Below are 17,893 nucleotides of genomic sequence, written 5' to 3'. Positions count from 1 at the left end.
GAGGAAAGCTTATGGAAAAAGAAATGCAGTATTATTTGGCTGACGTAAGTGAGCTTATCCCGTATGTGAGAAACGCTCGCACGCACTCTGAGGCACAAGTGGCTCAGATAGCGGCAAGTATTCGCGAGTTTGGTTTTCTATCCCCAATTCTAGTGGCGGAAGATAATACGATTCTCGCAGGCCACGGCAGGCTTGCCGCGGCATTAAAACTGGGTCTTAAAAAAGTTCCGTGCGTGAAAGAAAACCATTTAACTGAAACACAAAAGCGTGCTTATATTATTGCGGATAATAAGCTTTCACTTAACGCCGGCTGGGATAGTGAGCTTTTAGCAGTCGAGTTGTCAGAGCTTGAAGGAGCTGATTTTAACCTTGATCTTCTCGGGTTTGACGAGGTGGAGCTTTCCAGTATTTTTGATGCTGATAAAGACGTAAACGAAGACGATTTTGATGTTGAAAAAGAGCTGGAAGAACCGTGTTTTTCTAAAACAGGTGACATGTGGACGCTTGGTAAGCATCGTGTTATTTGCGGTGATGCTACTAAGTTAGAAACATATAAGACGCTTCTTGAGGATACTAAAGTGAATCTGGTGGTTACTGATCCGCCTTATAACGTGAACTATGAGGGTGCTGCTGGGAAAATTAAAAACGATAATATGGAGGATGATAAGTTTTACCAGTTTCTTTTCAACTCGTTCGTGAACATGGAGCAGGCGATGGCGGATGATGCGTCTATCTACGTGTTTCATGCTGACACGGAGGGATTGAATTTTAGAAAAGCATTCCAGGACGCGAGGTTTTAGGCTTATACCCTTTAATGCCTGATCGTATGAGAGTTGACCGGGATGAGAGTGGTCAAATTTTTTACGAGTATACGTTAAGTGATAGTGATGTTTTAGCGGGTAAAGAAACGAGTGTGAAACTTAAACCCTTTGACGTGCTTCATATTCCCGGTCTTGGTTTTGACGGGCTTGTTGGCTATTCGCCTATTGCGATGGCAAAAAACGCTATCGGTATGGCGATAGCTACGGAAGAGTATGGTGCATCGTTTTTCGCTAACGGTGCTACACCAAGCGGAATCTTGGAATACCCCGGTACAGTAAAAGATCCGTCTGGTATGAGGGATAGTTGGAATAAGGGGTTCTCGGGTTCTAATTCGCATAAGATAGCGATTTTAGAGGAAGGCATGAAGTATACGCCTATTTCTATTTCGCCTAACGAAGCACAGTTTCTTGAGACTCGTAAGTTTCAGATTAACGAGATCGCTCGTATTTTTAGAGTCCCACCACACATGGTTGGTGATTTGGAAAAGTCGAGTTTTTCTAATATTGAGCAGCAGTCGCTGGAGTTTGTGAAATACACGCTTGATCCTTGGGTGGCGCGTTTTGAACAGTCTATTACGAGGCGGCTTTTTACTGATAAGGAGAAAGAAACTTATTATGTGAAGTTTAACGTGGATGGTCTTCTTCGAGGAGACTATCAGAGTCGTATGAATGGTTATGCTACCGCTCGTCAAAACGGTTGGATGAGCGCAAACGATATTAGACAGTTAGAAAACCTGGATAAGATTCCCGCCTGTGAGGGTGGTGACTTGTATTTGATTAACGGTAACATGCTCCCACTTAACCGTGCGGGAGCGTTCACTGTAATTGGCAGAAATAAGTTAGGTGATTAAGATGAATTTGTGTCTTGATAATATTAATATAACATGTTAAATTAATATTGTTATAGTATAACTGTTTAGACAGTGGATGAATCATTTAGGCAACGAAGACATAACGAATTATCTTAACGTTAAGCGAAAAATAGAATTTAATCTCTATGGATACTTAACTAAGATAATATCCTACACTATGAGAGTATACAACAAATTAAGAGTAGCAGAAAGGGTGGAATAATTTATGTGACATTATAAAAATCATAAAATGTACAAGAATAATGATTATTCGAGATAAAAGCTGATTAATCTCAATCTTACTTAGTCAAAGATGTTGTTTTTAAGGAGGTGCTTACAAATGGTTAGAAAAAGAAAGATGTTATCAGCAATAACCGCTTATGTAATGGTTGTTGGAATGTTGTTTTTTACATCCAATTCTGTTGCTTATGCGTATACTTTATCTCAACCAAAATCGTTTTATGATAGTATTTCATGGACATGGTTTTATAGTGATAAGGCTACGCCAGCATATAATTGTCTAGGATTTGCAACTGGTAGTATGACGTACGAATGGCCTAGTGACTTTGGTGATGCTGCTACTAAAGCGCAATTGGATAATTATCTGGCAAAGAAAGGTTATAGACCTTATAAATATGATCCATTTATTCTAGCGTATGGTCATTCTCCTGATAAAATTGTTCATTTTGCAAAGGTTACTGGTCTTAAGTGGTGCCGTGCTAAATGGGGACAATTGGAGCTGTTTAACCATGGTAGTCATGATCCTTATTACCCTAATTCTGTTTATGGTTCTTTGCAACACAAATACACTGCGAATTAGAATTCTAGGAGGTGTAATACTATGTCTAAGAAAAAAATGTATATTTCGCTAGGAACTTTACTTTTATTGGTTCTATTTGTATCTACTGGAATTTTTATTATTGGAAATAATCAAGCATCAAAGAATAGTGGGAATATAGCTCATAAATTGATGCCAGTAAACGTAGCTTATGCTGAAACGTTAGATGATATAAAGGGATCCATGAATAAGTTGATGGTGGAATTAGAAACTGAGACGAAGACTAATCCACAAGTGGCTATGCAGGCACATCCAGGAAAGTTTATTAGGAATTCTAAAAACTATCAAAGAATATTGAAACTGGGACTGAAGGCAATTAAACCTCTTTACGATGCTATTTATGATAGTAGAGATGCTGGATGCTATGAGTATATTCTAGCTATGGCTATTGAAGACATAACTGGTGAAAAGTTTGTTTACAATTCTGACTATGGTTGGAAAAATTCGTTAGAGTTTAGGATGGCTTATGACGAAAAAGTAAACAATACAAGGTTTAATGTTGAAAGAATCAGTAATAATGAAACTTTGAATGATCATGACCGAACTCAGAAATTCAAGGAATTAGGGATTTTTGCAGTTTCTGATTTAATTAAAGAGTATAGGAAAAGTGATTCCAAAGTTTCTAAACCATCGATATTAGAAGCTGTTAAGGGAATTACTAGTAAGTATAAAGAACTTGCAATAACGGAAAGAACTCCAACTGAGAGTATTCTAGATGAAATACAATTATTTGATTCTCTAGTTTCCTTAAATGGAAGAGCATACAAGTAAGGTGGATTATCTAACTGTAAAGCTAGTTCTTTAGGTATTATATGAGTGTTATACAAACATGAAGCGACCAAGGTTTTCTTGGTCGCTTCTTTATATAAGAGAGGAGGAAAAGGTAATGAGGAAGTTTTGGCAGTGGAAAAACCAGAAGGAAAATCAGGAGTCAAATGAAATATTGGAGAGGACACTGTTTCTTAACGGTACGATTGCTGAAGAATCATGATTTACTGGAATATTATGAAGTGCAATATTCCTTAGAAATAGAATCAGATGATAAAGCTTATAACGGAAGCACATACAAATCTCTTTATAATTAATAAGTGTAAGGAAATTATTGAAAGAGAAAAGCAATATTCTAAGAAATTTTCTACAGTATCAGAAGAGTTAAAGAAAAAATTTCTAGTAAATATATGAATCAGCAAATAGATTTGATGGTAGCAATGTGTAATGAAAATCCGACAGAAGCAATAGGAAAGTCAAAAGAATTACTAGAAAGTTGTTGTAAAACAATCATTGAAAGCAACGGTGAAATTATAAAAGATTCAATAAATATGGGACAACTTGTAAAACAAACTCTAAGTTCATTGAATATTCCCAATAAAGGCGTGGCAATGGATTTAGAAGAAGAAATTGTGAAACAAATTACAGGGAGTCTTAATGGTTTAAGTAGTGGAATAATTGAATTAAGAAATCATTATGGAAGTGGGCATGGTCGTTCTGCAAAATTAATGGATTAACAAAACGACATGCAGAATTATCTGTTGGGGCAGGTATAACTCTTGTCTGCTATTTGTGGGATATATTTTTATTAATAAATGCAAATAAATGAGAATGATAAAATTAAATGGAGATACTAAAAATGGTAGATTTTAAGAAAAGAATTGCTTTAAAAAGTAAATCGAAAATTACCAATCCTATTGATTTATATAAAACGCTTGATAGAAAGAGTATCGCAGGTCCTTTAAGACCTGTTCAAAAATATGCTTTGGAAGAGTGGTATAACAATAGAAAAGATGAAAGAGATCTCATTGTAAAGCTTCATACTGGAGAAGGGAAAACTTTAATTGGTTTACTAATGCTACAATCAGTACTTAATTTAGGAGAGGGTCCATGCATATATGTTTGTCCTAATATTTATTTAGTCAAACAGGTTTGTTGGGAAGCTGAAAAATTTGGTATTCCATTTTGTGCAATTGATAATAATAATGAAATTCCTAATGAGTTTTTATCAGGTGAAAAAATACTAATAACTCATGCACATAAAATATTTAATGGGAAATCAATTTTTGGAATAGGTAATAATTGTACAAAAGCAGGAACAATTGTTTTGGACGATTCTCATGCTTGTATAGATGTATTAAAGAATTCGTTTACTGTAACTATAAGCAGGGAAAACAATGAAACCATTTATAATAAGATACTAACGTTATTCTCAGATGATTTAATAGAGCAAGGTGAGGGGAGCTATTTAGATATTAAATCTGGAGAATACGAAACTTTCATGATGGTTCCATACTGGGCATGGAATAGTAAAAAGGCTGAACTTTTATCTATTCTATCTGATTTTACCAATATGGATGAAATTAAGTTTGTGTGGCCATTGATGAAGGATAAAATAATAGAATATTCTTGTTTTATTTCAGGAAGTAAGATTGAGATTGCTCCATATAACATTAACGTAGAACAATTTGGGACATTCTCAAAAGCTAAGAGAAGAATTTTAATGTCTGCAACAACTCAAGAAGATATTTTCTTTGTCAAAGGATTAAATTTTTCAAGTGATGCAGTAGCTAATCCAATTGTGTATCCACAATTAAGATGGTCTGGTGAAAAGATGATATTGATGCCATCACTAATATGTGAGACCTGTGATAGAGACTTAGTTGCAACTAAATTTGCATCGGTGAATACTAAGAATTTTGGAATTGTTGCTATTGTTCCAAATACAAAAAGAGCTATCTATTACAGTAAATTAGGTTCAAAACTTCCACAAAATAATCAAGAATTATTTTCTGTGATAGACGATCTAAGAAAAAGTAATTTTGGAAAAACCGTTGTGATAAATAATAGATATGATGGGATTGATTTGCCAGATGAAAGCTGCAGAGTTTTGATAATGGATTCAATGCCATTTCTAAACAACTTCTCTGATAGATATGAAGAAAAGTGTTGCCCTAATAGTGAAATTATAAATAAAAAAATAGCACAAAAGATTGAACAAGGATTAGGAAGGGCTGTTCGTGGAGAAAAAGATTATTGCGCTATTCTTGTAATAGGATCTGATATAGAAAAATTTATGAGAGGCGTGTTAACAAGAAAATATTTTTCTGCCCAGACACAGAAACAAATAGAGATTGGGTTTGAAGTCGCAAAAATGGCAAAAGAAGAAATTAGTGAAGAAGATCAGCCTATGAAGCAGATTATTTCACTAATAAGTCAAATTCTCAAAAGGGATGAAGGGTGGAAAGAGTATTACACTGGTGAAATGAATGCAATTGTTCAAGATAACGTAGAAAATAAAATTTATGACAGATACGCAGAAGAAAATGAATTAGAAAAATTATTTTCACAGGGAGAATATGAACTTGCTGTAGAAAGGACACAAAAATTCATTGATAAGTTTATCAAGGATGATTTAGAAAAAGGCTGGTATTTAGAGCAGATGGCAAGATATGCCTATATGTATTCAGAGGAAAAATCAGAAAAACTTCAAAAGTCCGCATTTAAAAAGAATCCTCAATTATTAAAGCCTAAAGAGGGAATTGCATATTCAAAAATCTCTTTCCTGAATGAAAATAGAATAAATAGATTCAAAAGAAATATTGGCAAATATGACAGTTTTAATGAATTTAATCTTTATATAAATGAACTGATAGAAAATCTTTCTTTTGGCATTGCGGCTGAAAAATTTGAATCTGCATTAAAAAACTTAGGTGAAATTCTAGGCTATGTTAGTCAACGACCAGATAAAGAAATTAGAAAGGGTCCAGATAATTTGTGGTGTGTTTCAAATAAAAAATATGTATTTTTTGAGTGTAAAGATGAAGTGGACGAAAATAGAAATGCTATAAAAAAATCAGAAGCAGGTCAATTTAATAACCATTGTGGATGGTTTAAGGAAGAGTATGGGGAACTTGTAGATGTTTTGCGCATAATGATAATTCCTACTAAGCAGTTAGCACATGATGCGGATTTTAATGAGAAAGTTTTCGTGATGAGAAGGAATGGTTTAAAAAAGCTAAAAGATAATCTAAAAAAGTTTGTAAAAGAAATCGAAAAATACGAATTAGATTCATTATCTGATGAAAAAATCCAAGGGTATTTAAATATGTACAAATTAAATATTGAGAATTTTCCAGGAAATTATATTGAAGATATATATCATTTAAAAAAATAAAATAGTTAATAGAGATGGAGAGACGCTATCTCTCCATCTCCTTACCCATATAAATTCCATAGTTCTTTCGTATTTGATAAAGCTCGTCCATTGTAGATTTTGCAGAAGAATGCTCTTGCATAATGGTATTCTTTTTCCTTGCAATTTATCAAGTTTATCTAAAATATCCTTTGAATTAGGCGACTTTGAATAGGACTTTTTTTAAGTTTTGTAAGAGCTTTTTCGTAGCGTGTGATTTCAGCCTTATACTCCTCGAAAAATGCCTTATTAGAAGGACTTGCTTTATATTCTTTGTAGTAGGCTCGATACTTTTTAACAGTATGAACTTGTTCCATCGTATCAGAAAGCAGCTGCATATCCTTATCAATTTCTTTGATTTTATCTTATAAGTTCTGTCTTTCTTCAGCACTTTTCTTTATGTATTCATCAAGTTGCTTAACGGATTTAATACCTTGTTCTCTGAGAAAGATAACAGAGTCAGCCATTATATTAAGGTTATATTTGGTTGCCCAATATTCATAGCCTTTGCTTCCTTTCACCTTTCTTCAGTATAATCTTCTCCGATTGTTTTAGATCTTGTAAATCTCGGCTTATCTTTCGGTTTAAAAGCAATGTGTTTGCTATACTTAATTTCATAGCCAAGATTAGCCATTTTCTTTAAAAAATCATCCCAATCCTTAAACTGTTTTACCATTCTGTCAATATCAAATTGCAGCCTGCTTTTCCAAGAAGTACCACGCTTTGTCTGTTTATTCTCATACCAAGATTTACCGTTAGTCTTATATTTCTTCTTGTAACTTTCGTAAAACTCATCAATGACAGGTAGGTTGTTTTCTTTGCATAACTTGTCGCTTTGATACCTGATTTGATGACAGCTTTTCTTATTAGACTGGTGGCATCTACCCGTTATCATATTTACATTGTTGAAGATGATGTGATTGTGGATATGCCCTTATCTACGTAAGTAGATAAGACAAATTCGTACTTGTCTTTAAGTATATTCTTATACAGCTTTATACCAATCTGGTGAGCCATTTCAGGACTTGTTTCTCCCGGTAAAAATGATTGAATGAGATGTCTTGCAAAAACGGTTTTTTGCTCTCGCGTCTTTCGTGTCCTTAAAAACTGAGTGTGGGCAGTTGATTCGTGGCATTTATGAGTGCGTAGTAAAAGTTGCTTGTTGAATATTATGAAGGCAAAGATTTGCAGGTAATTGCTTCGTTTATGAGGGAATATTGTTGGCGACATTAAATGCGCATGATGGTGTTGTCTGCTTTTGCGGTTGTTGCCGCTGCTACTTCTGTGTATGAAAAGTATAGTTTTACTGCTACCTTGTCTTGTGTTGTTTCCAGAACACTAGAAGCGTCACCACAGCACCGGCCAAAATTGTAGCGACGGTATTAATCTGTGTTCCAGGACTCCAAGCATAGCTAATAAAGTGCAAATTAGACACATATGGCTACTATCTCCTTACGATCTTAGGTAAAACCATTCATAATTAAGCGGTCAAAACATGCAAAAAAGACTACTTAAAACCTACGCAAGACATGTGGGCACACAAAGTTCGCTAGAAACGATTAGGCAAGATATACAGTATTACAAGAATAGTATACAATAATTTACTATAAGTCTTTCTTAAAATAATTAATAAAATTTATTATTTGTTACTGTTTTGTATTCATGACTTATAACTGTATTGTATTTTTTTGTAAGAAGTAATAGCATCTCCTATTAAAGTTCTTAAATGAACTTAAAAGGAAATTAAATGAGTTATTATTTTTTATTGAAAGGTGAATGTTATGGGACGTACTAGAACTGAACACAGCACTCCACATCTTACTAGTATGAGTGATTTCTTTGTTGGTGAAATACCAGACGATGATGAAAATTGAAATAAACATGCTGGCGGTTTTGTTATTTTGTAATAAAATTGCCAGCATTATTTTGTGAAAAGATATGTTATGGTTAATTTTGTTTCACCTGAACGAGAATTTACATTGATGGATTCTTTGTCATCAATTATTGAGGTATTTGCCTTAAAGAAGTGGCAATGGAGTGTTGAAGTATCAGCATTAGACACTACTTGTATTTTGGATTCGTGTGTTTATTTAGATGAGGCTGATTGTGCAGATATTGTTTTAGAATCCGCTAGAGGTAAAGGTCTTGGGCTTGAATCTCTAACTAGCGGTTTATATGAATTATTGGAACATATAGTATATTCGAATCAGTCTGTTTTGTATTCTTGTTCATCATCTCTTCGAATAAAAGGAGATGCGATTCTTAATCTTTCTAATTCAGCAAGCAAAAATACTGATTATACTTTTTATAGTATGAGTGATAATGCTATTGCTTCGTTACCACCAGAATACTGCGGTGGAAAGTCTACTGGTGAGTTTTCTTCTATTGATGAAAATTTAATTCGTTGCTACTATACAAATAATGGATGGGCCGCAGGTGCTTCTATCCAAGAAGCGACTTTGCATGCGCTTAATGAACTTATTGAACGAGATGCAACATCTAATATTCTTCTTTCTAATATATTTGATGATGTATGCGTAGAGTTTTTAATTCCTAATTGTGAATTATTGAAAGAAATAAAACAGGCTATTGAGAGCGCAACTGGTAACAAGGTGTATATTGTATCGATTCCAGCTTTGTCTGGCTCAGTGGTGCTATCTATATGTTATAAGACAGATAGAGAAGAAATTCCTACTTTTGGATGCGGCGCATCGCAATTTTTAGGATACGCAACATATCGTTCGCTTCTTGAGTTATGGCAAGAGTTATGTGCAGATAAAGATTATTCTAATCCTGAAGAACGTGATAGATCCAAAAGACTAAAACATCTTGTACATTCATATCCAAATATTAAGAAAGCTTTATTCTTAGAAAAAATTAGACAGGATAGTGGGAAATTTTCACAAAAATTAGTGTCATATGATATACGTGACACTTTATCTATTCCTAACATAGAAATTCAGATAAATAATATAGTAAATGATCTTCATAAGTACGGAATAGATATATGGAAACGTGACGCATTCCACTATGAGCGTAAATCGATGAAATGCAATCCTAGTGTTGTGCAAATTGTCGCACCAGGATTGGAACGTTTTCATGTTATTCGTCATGGTTTTCCTGCTGAACTTATAGGTCGTCTAAGAAAACGTAAATCAATAATGTCGATTCGTCAACACAATTAATGTAATTTATAAGGGGCTTATTATGAAGGCTATTGGTAAGCGGAATAATATTTTTATTCGTATGAGATCTATTAGTCCAGCATTGCGATGGGCTTTGGTTGGCTTCTGTTTTTCTATGCTTGGTAATCAAGCGTATGAAGGATCGGTTTTGCCTTCTATTATTATTGTGGGTTTGCCAGCTTGGGTGATTGGTTTTCGTAAGACTTTTATGACGGTTGCCGATTTTCTTTCGCCATGCTCTGGTTGGATTGTTGATAAGCTTGGCGGTTTTCGCGCTCTTGCTATGACTGAGGGCGTAGAAGGCGTGCTCGGTTTGCTGCCGCTTCTTATGTTTGGCTCTCCTGCGTGGAAGTGGTCGCTTGTAGCTCTTTCTTGTGCATTGTTGATTACAGGTCAAGTGATTGATATTGCTAGCGAAGTTTTCGAGGTTGATGCTGCAGGCGGCGACGACAGCATGATTGTAAACTACAGCGGCATTGTGAGCATTTTGGCAAGTATTACAGGAACATTACTTGGCTCTCCATTAGGATCGTGGATTGCGAGCTGGTCGATTCCTGCGGTTTTGATTTTCTCGTCCGTGACTTCTTTTGCGGCTTGTGCTACGCGATTTATTATGAAACAAGACATTGCGCAAGCGTCTTGCGCAGAAGAGGAAGCGTTGCAAGATGTAGAGAATGAATCGCAAGCGATTAGTGAAGAAGGAGAAGTATCGCAAGTATCGCAAGTATCGCAAGAAAATGACGTTGCCAATAAATCTGCAGCTAAGCAATCTGCGAATCCGTCACTCAAGAGTAAAATCATGCTTCTTGCAGGATCTCTTTTGGTTGCTTTTATTCCTGCATGCTCTGTTTCTTATATTCTTCTCGGTATCGGTAAACAATATAGCTCTCAATCTTTAACAATACTGTATATTTTCACTGGTGTAGGAAGCGTGCTCGCATCCGTTTTATATGCGCACTCTTCTCAAAAACTCGGTTTAAGAAAAGTTGCGATTTTAGGTATTGCTGTGAGCTTGCTTGCTTATTGCCTTATGTTTATTAATCTTTTGCCAATGATGTGCTTCGCATTCTTCCTTCAAGCGATTGGTGGAATGTTACTAGTAGAGCCGATTATTGTTGCGCGTCAGATTCTGTTTAAAGGAAGTGCGCTCGCTAAGTTTTCTGGTTGGGCACGACTCGCGTTTGCGATTGGTGCTACTACTGGTTCTTGGATTGGATTTGCATTCTCATCTACGTGCCAATGGCAGCTTTTGCCTATACTCGCGCTGATTTTTACCGCCGGTTTGATTGTTGTTTTGCCGCAGTTGCCAAACACTAGCTATGCGGCGCTCGCATGATTATTTGTAATATTTAATATTGAATATAGTTGTTACCTTAATCGCATGGTAGTTTTTGCCTATATTACTTGAATTATTACGCGGGGGGGGGTATCCTTTGCTCTATTAACAAGCTCTTTTACAAGATGTGAGTTTACGTCTGCAGAGCGAGTTGAAGAGAAAATATATAAGTGAGGACTGTTAATGGTTAAGAAAACACAAGCTGCTAAAAATGCTTTACATGTGTCTAAGAATTACGCGTATTTGAAGCCGAGTACACTTCGTTCAATGGCGAAAGAGATAAGTGGAACTCGTTTAGAAGCATGTAAGTCGTATGCGGTTTCACGTTTACCGAAAATTGCTGTGACTGCAACATTGGCAAGCTTGCTTGCTTGTGGTGCTGGTTTGCCAACTCATCAAGCTTGGGCTAATGGTTTTAATCTTCCTGATGGTAGCTATAGGTATGCGAATCGCGATTCTTCTACAAAGGCGCAGAGGTATGTGGATATTAAACTAGTGCCATGCGATGAAAAACAAAACGATAATAAGGAAACAGCAGACAGAAAAACTTACGGACAATATTATAAGGTTGAGTACCAGTTTAATTCTCAGGGTGAATGGTGGGGTGGTCGACCATTCTGGTGGGCGAGTGTGCCTAAGGGTGTTGACATTGTAGATAATAAAATTACTTTGTACAAAGATGAACAGTTGACTGGTGATTCGTCTTCTCAACAAACAGGTGCAACATATACAAAGGAGTCTTGGAATCAGTCTGTCAGCCGTTTCTGGTTTGATAATAATAAAGAGCAAGGCACTGAATTTAAGAATAACTGGGAAAGAATGACCGGTGAAGCCGGTGGTTATGACGAATCTGGTAATACTCTCGGTACTTCTAGGGAATATAAGGACGCTACTAGTGCCTTGATTATTAACTGGGAGAGTAGAGGCAATAGAAAGTCTAAGATTAGCTTCGTTATTAAACTGAATGATAAAACGAAGCCTTTGAAATTTGCTGCAGGTGTGTACCAGGTGATGGGCAACTGGCATTACACTGCTGGTAAGGTTGCGCTTGCGCCGACGTTGCCAAAATACTCACAAGAATTGGAACTTACTTATCCTACAGATAAAGTAGAAGTTGATTCTTCGACATATGGAAATAATCTTTCAGAAGATGAGAAAAAGGCTGTTCTTACAAAGCTGTGGAATGCTAATAAGAGTAATACCGATGTGCTGAAAAAGCTTAAAGGTATGGAACAGACTCAAACTGAAGAGGCTTTCAAAAAGGCTGTAAAAGTCAATAACGATGGTAGCGCAACGGTAACATACAAGGATAACTCTACGGATACTATTTCTAAGGAGAATCTGACTAAGCGTTATATTCCTTTTGCTGATAAGGTGAAAATTAACTATCCTACCAATTTAACTCCTGTTAAAAATATTTCTCAATTAAGCAAGGAAGAGAAACAAGCTGTAAAGAATGCTATTTTAGCAGCTAATACTGGTAAGCATATTAAAGATTTGACTGTTGATGCTAGTGGCAATGCGACTATTACTTTCACTGATAAGATTGGCGCTCCTTCAACTAAAAAGCTTGAAGGCAAGTATCTTGTAAAGAAGCAGCGTTTACTTGCGGATAAGTTTACGCCGTACTATCCAGTGCCAATGGCAGTTGGAAATCCACAAGGGTTGACTGTGAATGAGCAGACGGAACTTGTGAAGAAAGTTTATGAAGCAAATAAAAATAAATCTGACTTCATAGATGCAATTGGTAAGCCTAACAATCTAGAAGAAGCTAAGAAATCTATTACAGTAGATAATAAAGGCAACGTAACTATCACTTATAAAGATAATACTGCTGATTTTCCATCTACTGATAAGCTCGATGGCAACAAGCTGGTGTATCAAGCGAAGAAGCTTAATGAGACCACTTACATTACGCTTCCAGCTCGTACAGCTGTAAAAGATGCTAAGGCAATTCAAACCAATGAACAGTCAACTATTAGGCAAGCCATCTTAACAGCCAATAGTGGTCTTCAAAGCAAACTAAAAGGCAGTAATGAAAATACGGCGATTACGTTTGATGATGCTAAGCATACTATGACTGTTAAGTTTAATGATGATTCAACTTCTACCTTCGACTATTCTGAGTTGGTATACACCAAGGGGAATCCAGAAAAGCCAAAAACTGAAACAAAAAATAGTAATGGGTACAAGTACAACATTACTAAGATTGTCATTAAGGATAAAAATAAACCAGTGACTGCTGATTGGAATAGTTTTGCCCGACAGTTTATTAGAGATAACTGGAAGTCTAAGGATGTCAGTAATCCAATAACGGATCAATTCATTAATAGTAATCCTGATCTTATGGGTATGTTCCATTCTTCTGATCCAAAATCTTCTGGAGGAATGAAACTCTATAATTTCTCAAATAAATGGGAAAATAACAATTCTAATTTAACTTTATCTGATGGGTCTTGGAATAACTATAATATTGTCTCTATTTATGAAGGTGGTTCTGGGTTTGAAATAAAAAAGAATGATAATTATGGTCCAAAAACAATAATCATTCTTTCTGCAGATGATTGTTTTGTATCTAATGCTGCCGCTCCTAATCCTGAAGCGCTTAAGAAGGAAGCTGAGGATCTTATTGACAAGATTCTTCAGAAGCATGGCTTGAGTAAGGATGAGATTGATAAGTTCAAGAAAGATCATCAGAACGATATTAACAAGATCACTAAGCCAGAAGATGTAGACAAGATTATTAAGTCTGCTGATGAGCATGGTAAAGATGAGAAGAAAAAGAAAGATGCTCAGAAGCAGATTGAGAATGCTACTAGTGGCTTAGCTGAGAAAACTAAGAAAGAGCTTGAAAAGAAGATTGGTAATGAGACTGATCCTGAAAAGATTCGTGAGAAGATAAACGAGTTCCAAAAGGATCAGGATCAAAAGAAGCAAAAGGAAGCTGATCAAAAGCAGCAACAAGCTGATCAGCAGGCTGAGCAGGAAAAGCAACAGCAGCAGCAGAAAGATGATGCGAAGGTTGATGGCGAGGTAACGAAGCAGAATCAACAGGAGCAGCAAGACACAGGCAAGGCTGAAGAAGCTAAGAAGAAAGCTGAGCTTGAGAAGCAAAAACAGGCTGCTATTAATGAAATTAACGGGAATGATAAACTCAAGCCTGATTGGAAAGAGCAGTTTATTCAGCAAGTTAATGAAGCTCAGGATACTGATGGTGTAAATAAAGCCAAAGATGCTGCTAAACTAAAGGGCACTCAGAATCAGACTGCTGCTGATAACAGTAATAATGATGGTCTTAATAACGCTAAGACTGATGCTAAGAAGAAGATTGGTGAGTTGACTAATCTCAGCGAACAAGATAAGCAGAAGTATCAGGGTGACATTGATAACGCTAAAGATCTTGATAAAGTTGCAGAGATTCTCAACAATGCTGAGTTTGAGGATGCTAAAGCTGATGCTAAGAAGAAGATTGCTGATCTGAAGCAGAAAGGTGATATTACTGAGCAAGAAGCCAATGGTTTAACCGGTCGCATTGAGAATGCTAAGGATTTGCGAGAAGTTGAGGGTATTCTTGAGGAAGCTGAGCTAAAGAAAGCTAAGAAGGATGCTGAATCTGAAGTAGATAAGCTCACCAATCTTAACAAAGCTCAGAAGGATGCGCTTAAAGCAGAGATTGATGATATTGAAACTGACCCGACCAATGAGAATATGAAGACTATTGAGAAGGTCAAGACCGCTATCACTGCTGTTGTTACTAAGGCTAAAGAGCTTGATGGCAAGATGAAGTCGCTCAAGGATCTTGTGACTCTTGTTAATGGTCAGAAGTCTACTCTTACAGCAAAGCCTGATTATAAGGATAATAAGAAGACTGCTTTTGACAGTGCGTTAAAGGCTGCGGAAGATCTTGTTAAGACTGATTCGGCTGAGAACAAGACTGCTGATGAAGTTGACAATATTAAGAACGCATTAGAAAAAGCTGTTAAGGATCTCGGTGGCAAAACTGTTGATAAGTCTGCGCTGCAAGAACTTATTAACGGTGACACTGGCTTCAAGAAGACTATTGTTTACATTAATGCAGATAAGAGTAAGCAAACTACTTATGATAAAGCTATTACTGATGGTAAGTCAGTGCTTACTGATGCTAATGCAACTGTTGAGCGAGTGACTCAAGCTGTTAATGCTATCAATTCTGCTAAGGCTGCTCTTGATGGCAAAGTTAATACAACTGAACTTGAGCAGAAAGTTTCTGAGGCTAAGAAGCTGAAGAAGTCAACTAACCCTCAATCTGCTGGCGATGCTAAGTATGAGAATGCTTCTGAAGCAAAGAAGTCTGCGTTTGATACAGCTTTGCAACAGGCTGAGTCCGCTCTTACTGAAGCTAAGAGCGATCAGTCTCAGAAGTCTCCTGAGCAGAAGCAGCAAGCTGTTAATGATGCGTTGACTGCGCTTACTAAGGCTGTTCAAAATCTTGACGGTAATGACGTGAGTAAGTTGCAGACTGCTATCGCCAATGCAAAAGCTAAGCAGCAAGAAGTTGTTTACAAGAATGGTACTGCTGTGAAGAAAAAGGCTCTTGATGATGCTTTGAAGACTGCCGAAGATCTTGTTAAGACTCCTCACGGTCACACTGATTCTGAAATCAGCACAGCTTTGAATAACTTGAATACTGCAATAAGCGGTCTTGATGGAATGGTTAATACAGCTGAGCTTCAGACGGCTGTTGATAATGCTAAGAAGTTGACCGGTGTTACTACTCCTAAGTCTCAGGACGCATATAAGTATGAGAATGCTTCTGAAGCAAAGAAGTCTGCGTTTGATAAGGCTTTGCAACAGGCTGAGTCTGCTATTACTGAAGCTAAGAATGCTAAGTCTACTAAGACTCCTGAGCAGAAGCAGCAAGCTGTTAATACTGCGTTGACTGCGCTTACTAAGGCTGTTAATGAACTTGACGGTAACGACAAGTCTCAATTGGTAGCAAAGCTCGCAGAAGCAAAAGGTAAGAAGAATGATGCTTCTTATAAGAATGCTTCTGCTGCTAAGCAAGCTGCTCTTGACAATGCTATAACCTCTGCAGAAGGTATTGTAAAGAAAGCTGGTGCAACAGCAGGTGAGATTACTAACGCTATCACTGCTCTTACAAATGCTGTTACTGGTTTGGACGGTCACGATATCTCTACTTTGCAGACGGTTGTAACTGCTGCCGAGTCGAAGAAGAAGACTATTGCTTACATGAATGCTCCTGATACTACGAAGACTGCGTTTGATCAGGCTTTGCAAGCTGCTCAAGATATCTTGAAGAATCCTCAGGGCAAGACTGAGCAAGAAATCAACGATGCTAAGACTAAGCTTGAAACTGCTTCTAGTGCTCTTAATGGAACTGTAGATACGTCTAAGTTACAGGCTGAAGTTGACAAAGCTGATTCTTTGAAGAAGTCCGTACAGTATACAAATGCTGTTCAGGATAAGAAATCTGCGTATGATACTGCTCTTGCTGCTGCTGAGTCTACTCTTGCTGATGCGAAGGATGCTCAATCAACGAATAATCCTGAGCAGAAGCAGACTGCTGTTAATGATGCGCTACAGCAACTTCAAACCGCAGCTGCTGCACTAAATGGTGTTGATATTGCTGATTTGCAAGCTGAGATTGCTCTTGAGAATAGTGTGAAAGAATCTGTAAAGTACGTGTATGATACTGCTGAAAAGCAGCAAGCATATAATAAGGCTTTGCAAGATGCGAAGGAGCTTATATCTAAGCTAGCTGATCCTGCTGGTCAGGGTGTGGAAGTTGCTGCTAAGTCTCAAGCAGATCGTCAAGCTCTTGTTAATACTGCGTTAAAGAGTCTTAAGAATGCTAAAGATGCTTTGAATGGTGTTAATAAGACGGTATTGCAAGCTGAAGTTGATGATGATTCTCACTTTAGCAAGTCGTTTGCCTACTTGCTTGGTGAAGCTCCTGATTTGGATGTGTATAAGAAGGCATTGGCTGAAGCTAAGAAGGTTGCTGCTGATCCTAACGCAACTCAGGCTCAGGTTGATGCTGCGGCTAAGAAGCTTTCTGCTGCTCGTAAGGCTTTGGCGTCTGCTAAGGCTCATGCGGCTGAGGTTCGTGCTTCTGTGCGCGCTCAGGTGTTGAAGAGTGGTAGTGTTGCTCAGCTTAGTAAGACTGGTAGTGACGTGTCTGTGTTTGGCTTGTTTGCTGCAACTCTTAGTGCTGCTGGTGCTGCGCTTTTCTCAGCTAAGCGTCGTGGTACTTCTCGTCACAGTAATAAGTAGAATATTTGCTAGCTGGTCTGGTTATTGCAGATCAGCTAGTTTTAGAGCTGTTTAATGTTTGCTTAATTGTATTCAGTAAGTTTGCTGAGTATTGAGTTAATTAGCATAATGAAGTTAATGTAAAATGTGCCTCACTTTGCGTCTTTCTTTACTACGCAAAGTGAGGCATTTTGCTATTTTAATTTGCGATTACATGGGAAGTTATTGTTGCTTACTATATTTTAAGAGTTATCTTGCTTACAAAGCACTTATTGAAGCGTTTAGTCACTGAGTTGCTAAGTTATTGAAACATCGAAACATTAAACCTTAACGATTTGCATATGTATGCATATATGCGTATAATATGTAAAAATAGAAAATCTTGCGAGTATGAATACAAATAAAAGAGTATAAAATATTCTGCACA

The 17,893-nt window shown here is 36.9% G+C and carries 7 protein-coding genes and 3 pseudogenes; 9 read left to right on the top strand and 1 reads right to left on the bottom strand.

Annotated features, from left to right (window positions below; genetic code table 11):
• Positions 1-11: 11 nt before the first annotated feature.
• The 6 genes and pseudogenes from HXT48_RS04455 to HXT48_RS04430 form a co-directional block, all read left to right on the top strand.
• Positions 12-797: pseudogene (locus tag HXT48_RS04455) on the top strand (ParB N-terminal domain-containing protein); the annotation flags it as partial.
• Positions 791-1,672: pseudogene (locus HXT48_RS04450) on the top strand (phage portal protein); the annotation flags it as partial. The pseudogenes HXT48_RS04455 and HXT48_RS04450, both read left to right, overlap by 7 nt.
• 340 nt (positions 1,673-2,012) lie before the next feature.
• Complete coding sequence (locus HXT48_RS04445) at positions 2,013-2,492, top strand: DUF7689 domain-containing protein (RefSeq protein WP_102155302.1); 480 nt, start codon at positions 2,013-2,015, stop codon at positions 2,490-2,492.
• Positions 2,493-2,513: 21 nt separating this feature from the next.
• Positions 2,514-3,281 (top strand): hypothetical protein, encoded by a 768-nt coding sequence (locus HXT48_RS04440; RefSeq protein WP_102155301.1) that lies wholly within the window; start codon positions 2,514-2,516, stop codon positions 3,279-3,281.
• A gap of 407 nt (positions 3,282-3,688) precedes the next feature.
• Positions 3,689-4,015, top strand: coding sequence for an abortive infection family protein (locus HXT48_RS04435; RefSeq protein ID WP_004110896.1), 327 nt, complete (start codon positions 3,689-3,691; stop codon positions 4,013-4,015).
• Between the two features lie 122 nt (positions 4,016-4,137).
• Positions 4,138-6,675: a DEAD/DEAH box helicase gene (locus HXT48_RS04430; protein WP_102155299.1), complete on the top strand. Its 2,538-nt coding sequence runs from the start codon at positions 4,138-4,140 to the stop codon at positions 6,673-6,675.
• A 25-nt stretch (positions 6,676-6,700) separates the two neighbouring features.
• Here the strand turns inward: HXT48_RS04430 and HXT48_RS04425 are convergent.
• Positions 6,701-7,857, bottom strand: a pseudogene (locus HXT48_RS04425) (relaxase/mobilization nuclease domain-containing protein); the annotation flags it as partial.
• 779 nt (positions 7,858-8,636) lie between these two features.
• Between HXT48_RS04425 and HXT48_RS04420 the strand changes: the two are divergent.
• The 3 genes from HXT48_RS04420 (at position 8,637) to HXT48_RS04410 (ending at position 17,487) form a co-directional block, all read left to right on the top strand.
• Positions 8,637-9,878 (top strand): YcaO-like family protein, encoded by a 1,242-nt coding sequence (locus tag HXT48_RS04420; protein ID WP_102155297.1) that lies wholly within the window; start codon positions 8,637-8,639, stop codon positions 9,876-9,878.
• 22 nt (positions 9,879-9,900) lie between these two features.
• Positions 9,901-11,214, top strand: a complete 1,314-nt coding sequence (locus tag HXT48_RS04415; RefSeq protein WP_102155295.1) for an MFS transporter — start codon at positions 9,901-9,903, stop codon at positions 11,212-11,214.
• A gap of 183 nt (positions 11,215-11,397) precedes the next feature.
• The gene (locus HXT48_RS04410) at positions 11,398-17,487 is read left to right on the top strand and encodes a GA module (protein ID WP_421792990.1); all 6,090 of its coding nucleotides are present in this window, start codon (positions 11,398-11,400) and stop codon (positions 17,485-17,487) included.
• The last annotated feature ends 406 nt before the right edge of the window (positions 17,488-17,893 follow it).

The organism is Gardnerella sp. KA00127 (genome assembly GCF_049244125.1).
GTDB classification, from domain to species: Bacteria; Actinomycetota; Actinomycetes; order Actinomycetales; family Bifidobacteriaceae; genus Bifidobacterium; species Bifidobacterium swidsinskii.
This window is presented reverse-complemented; position numbering and strand designations above follow the sequence as displayed.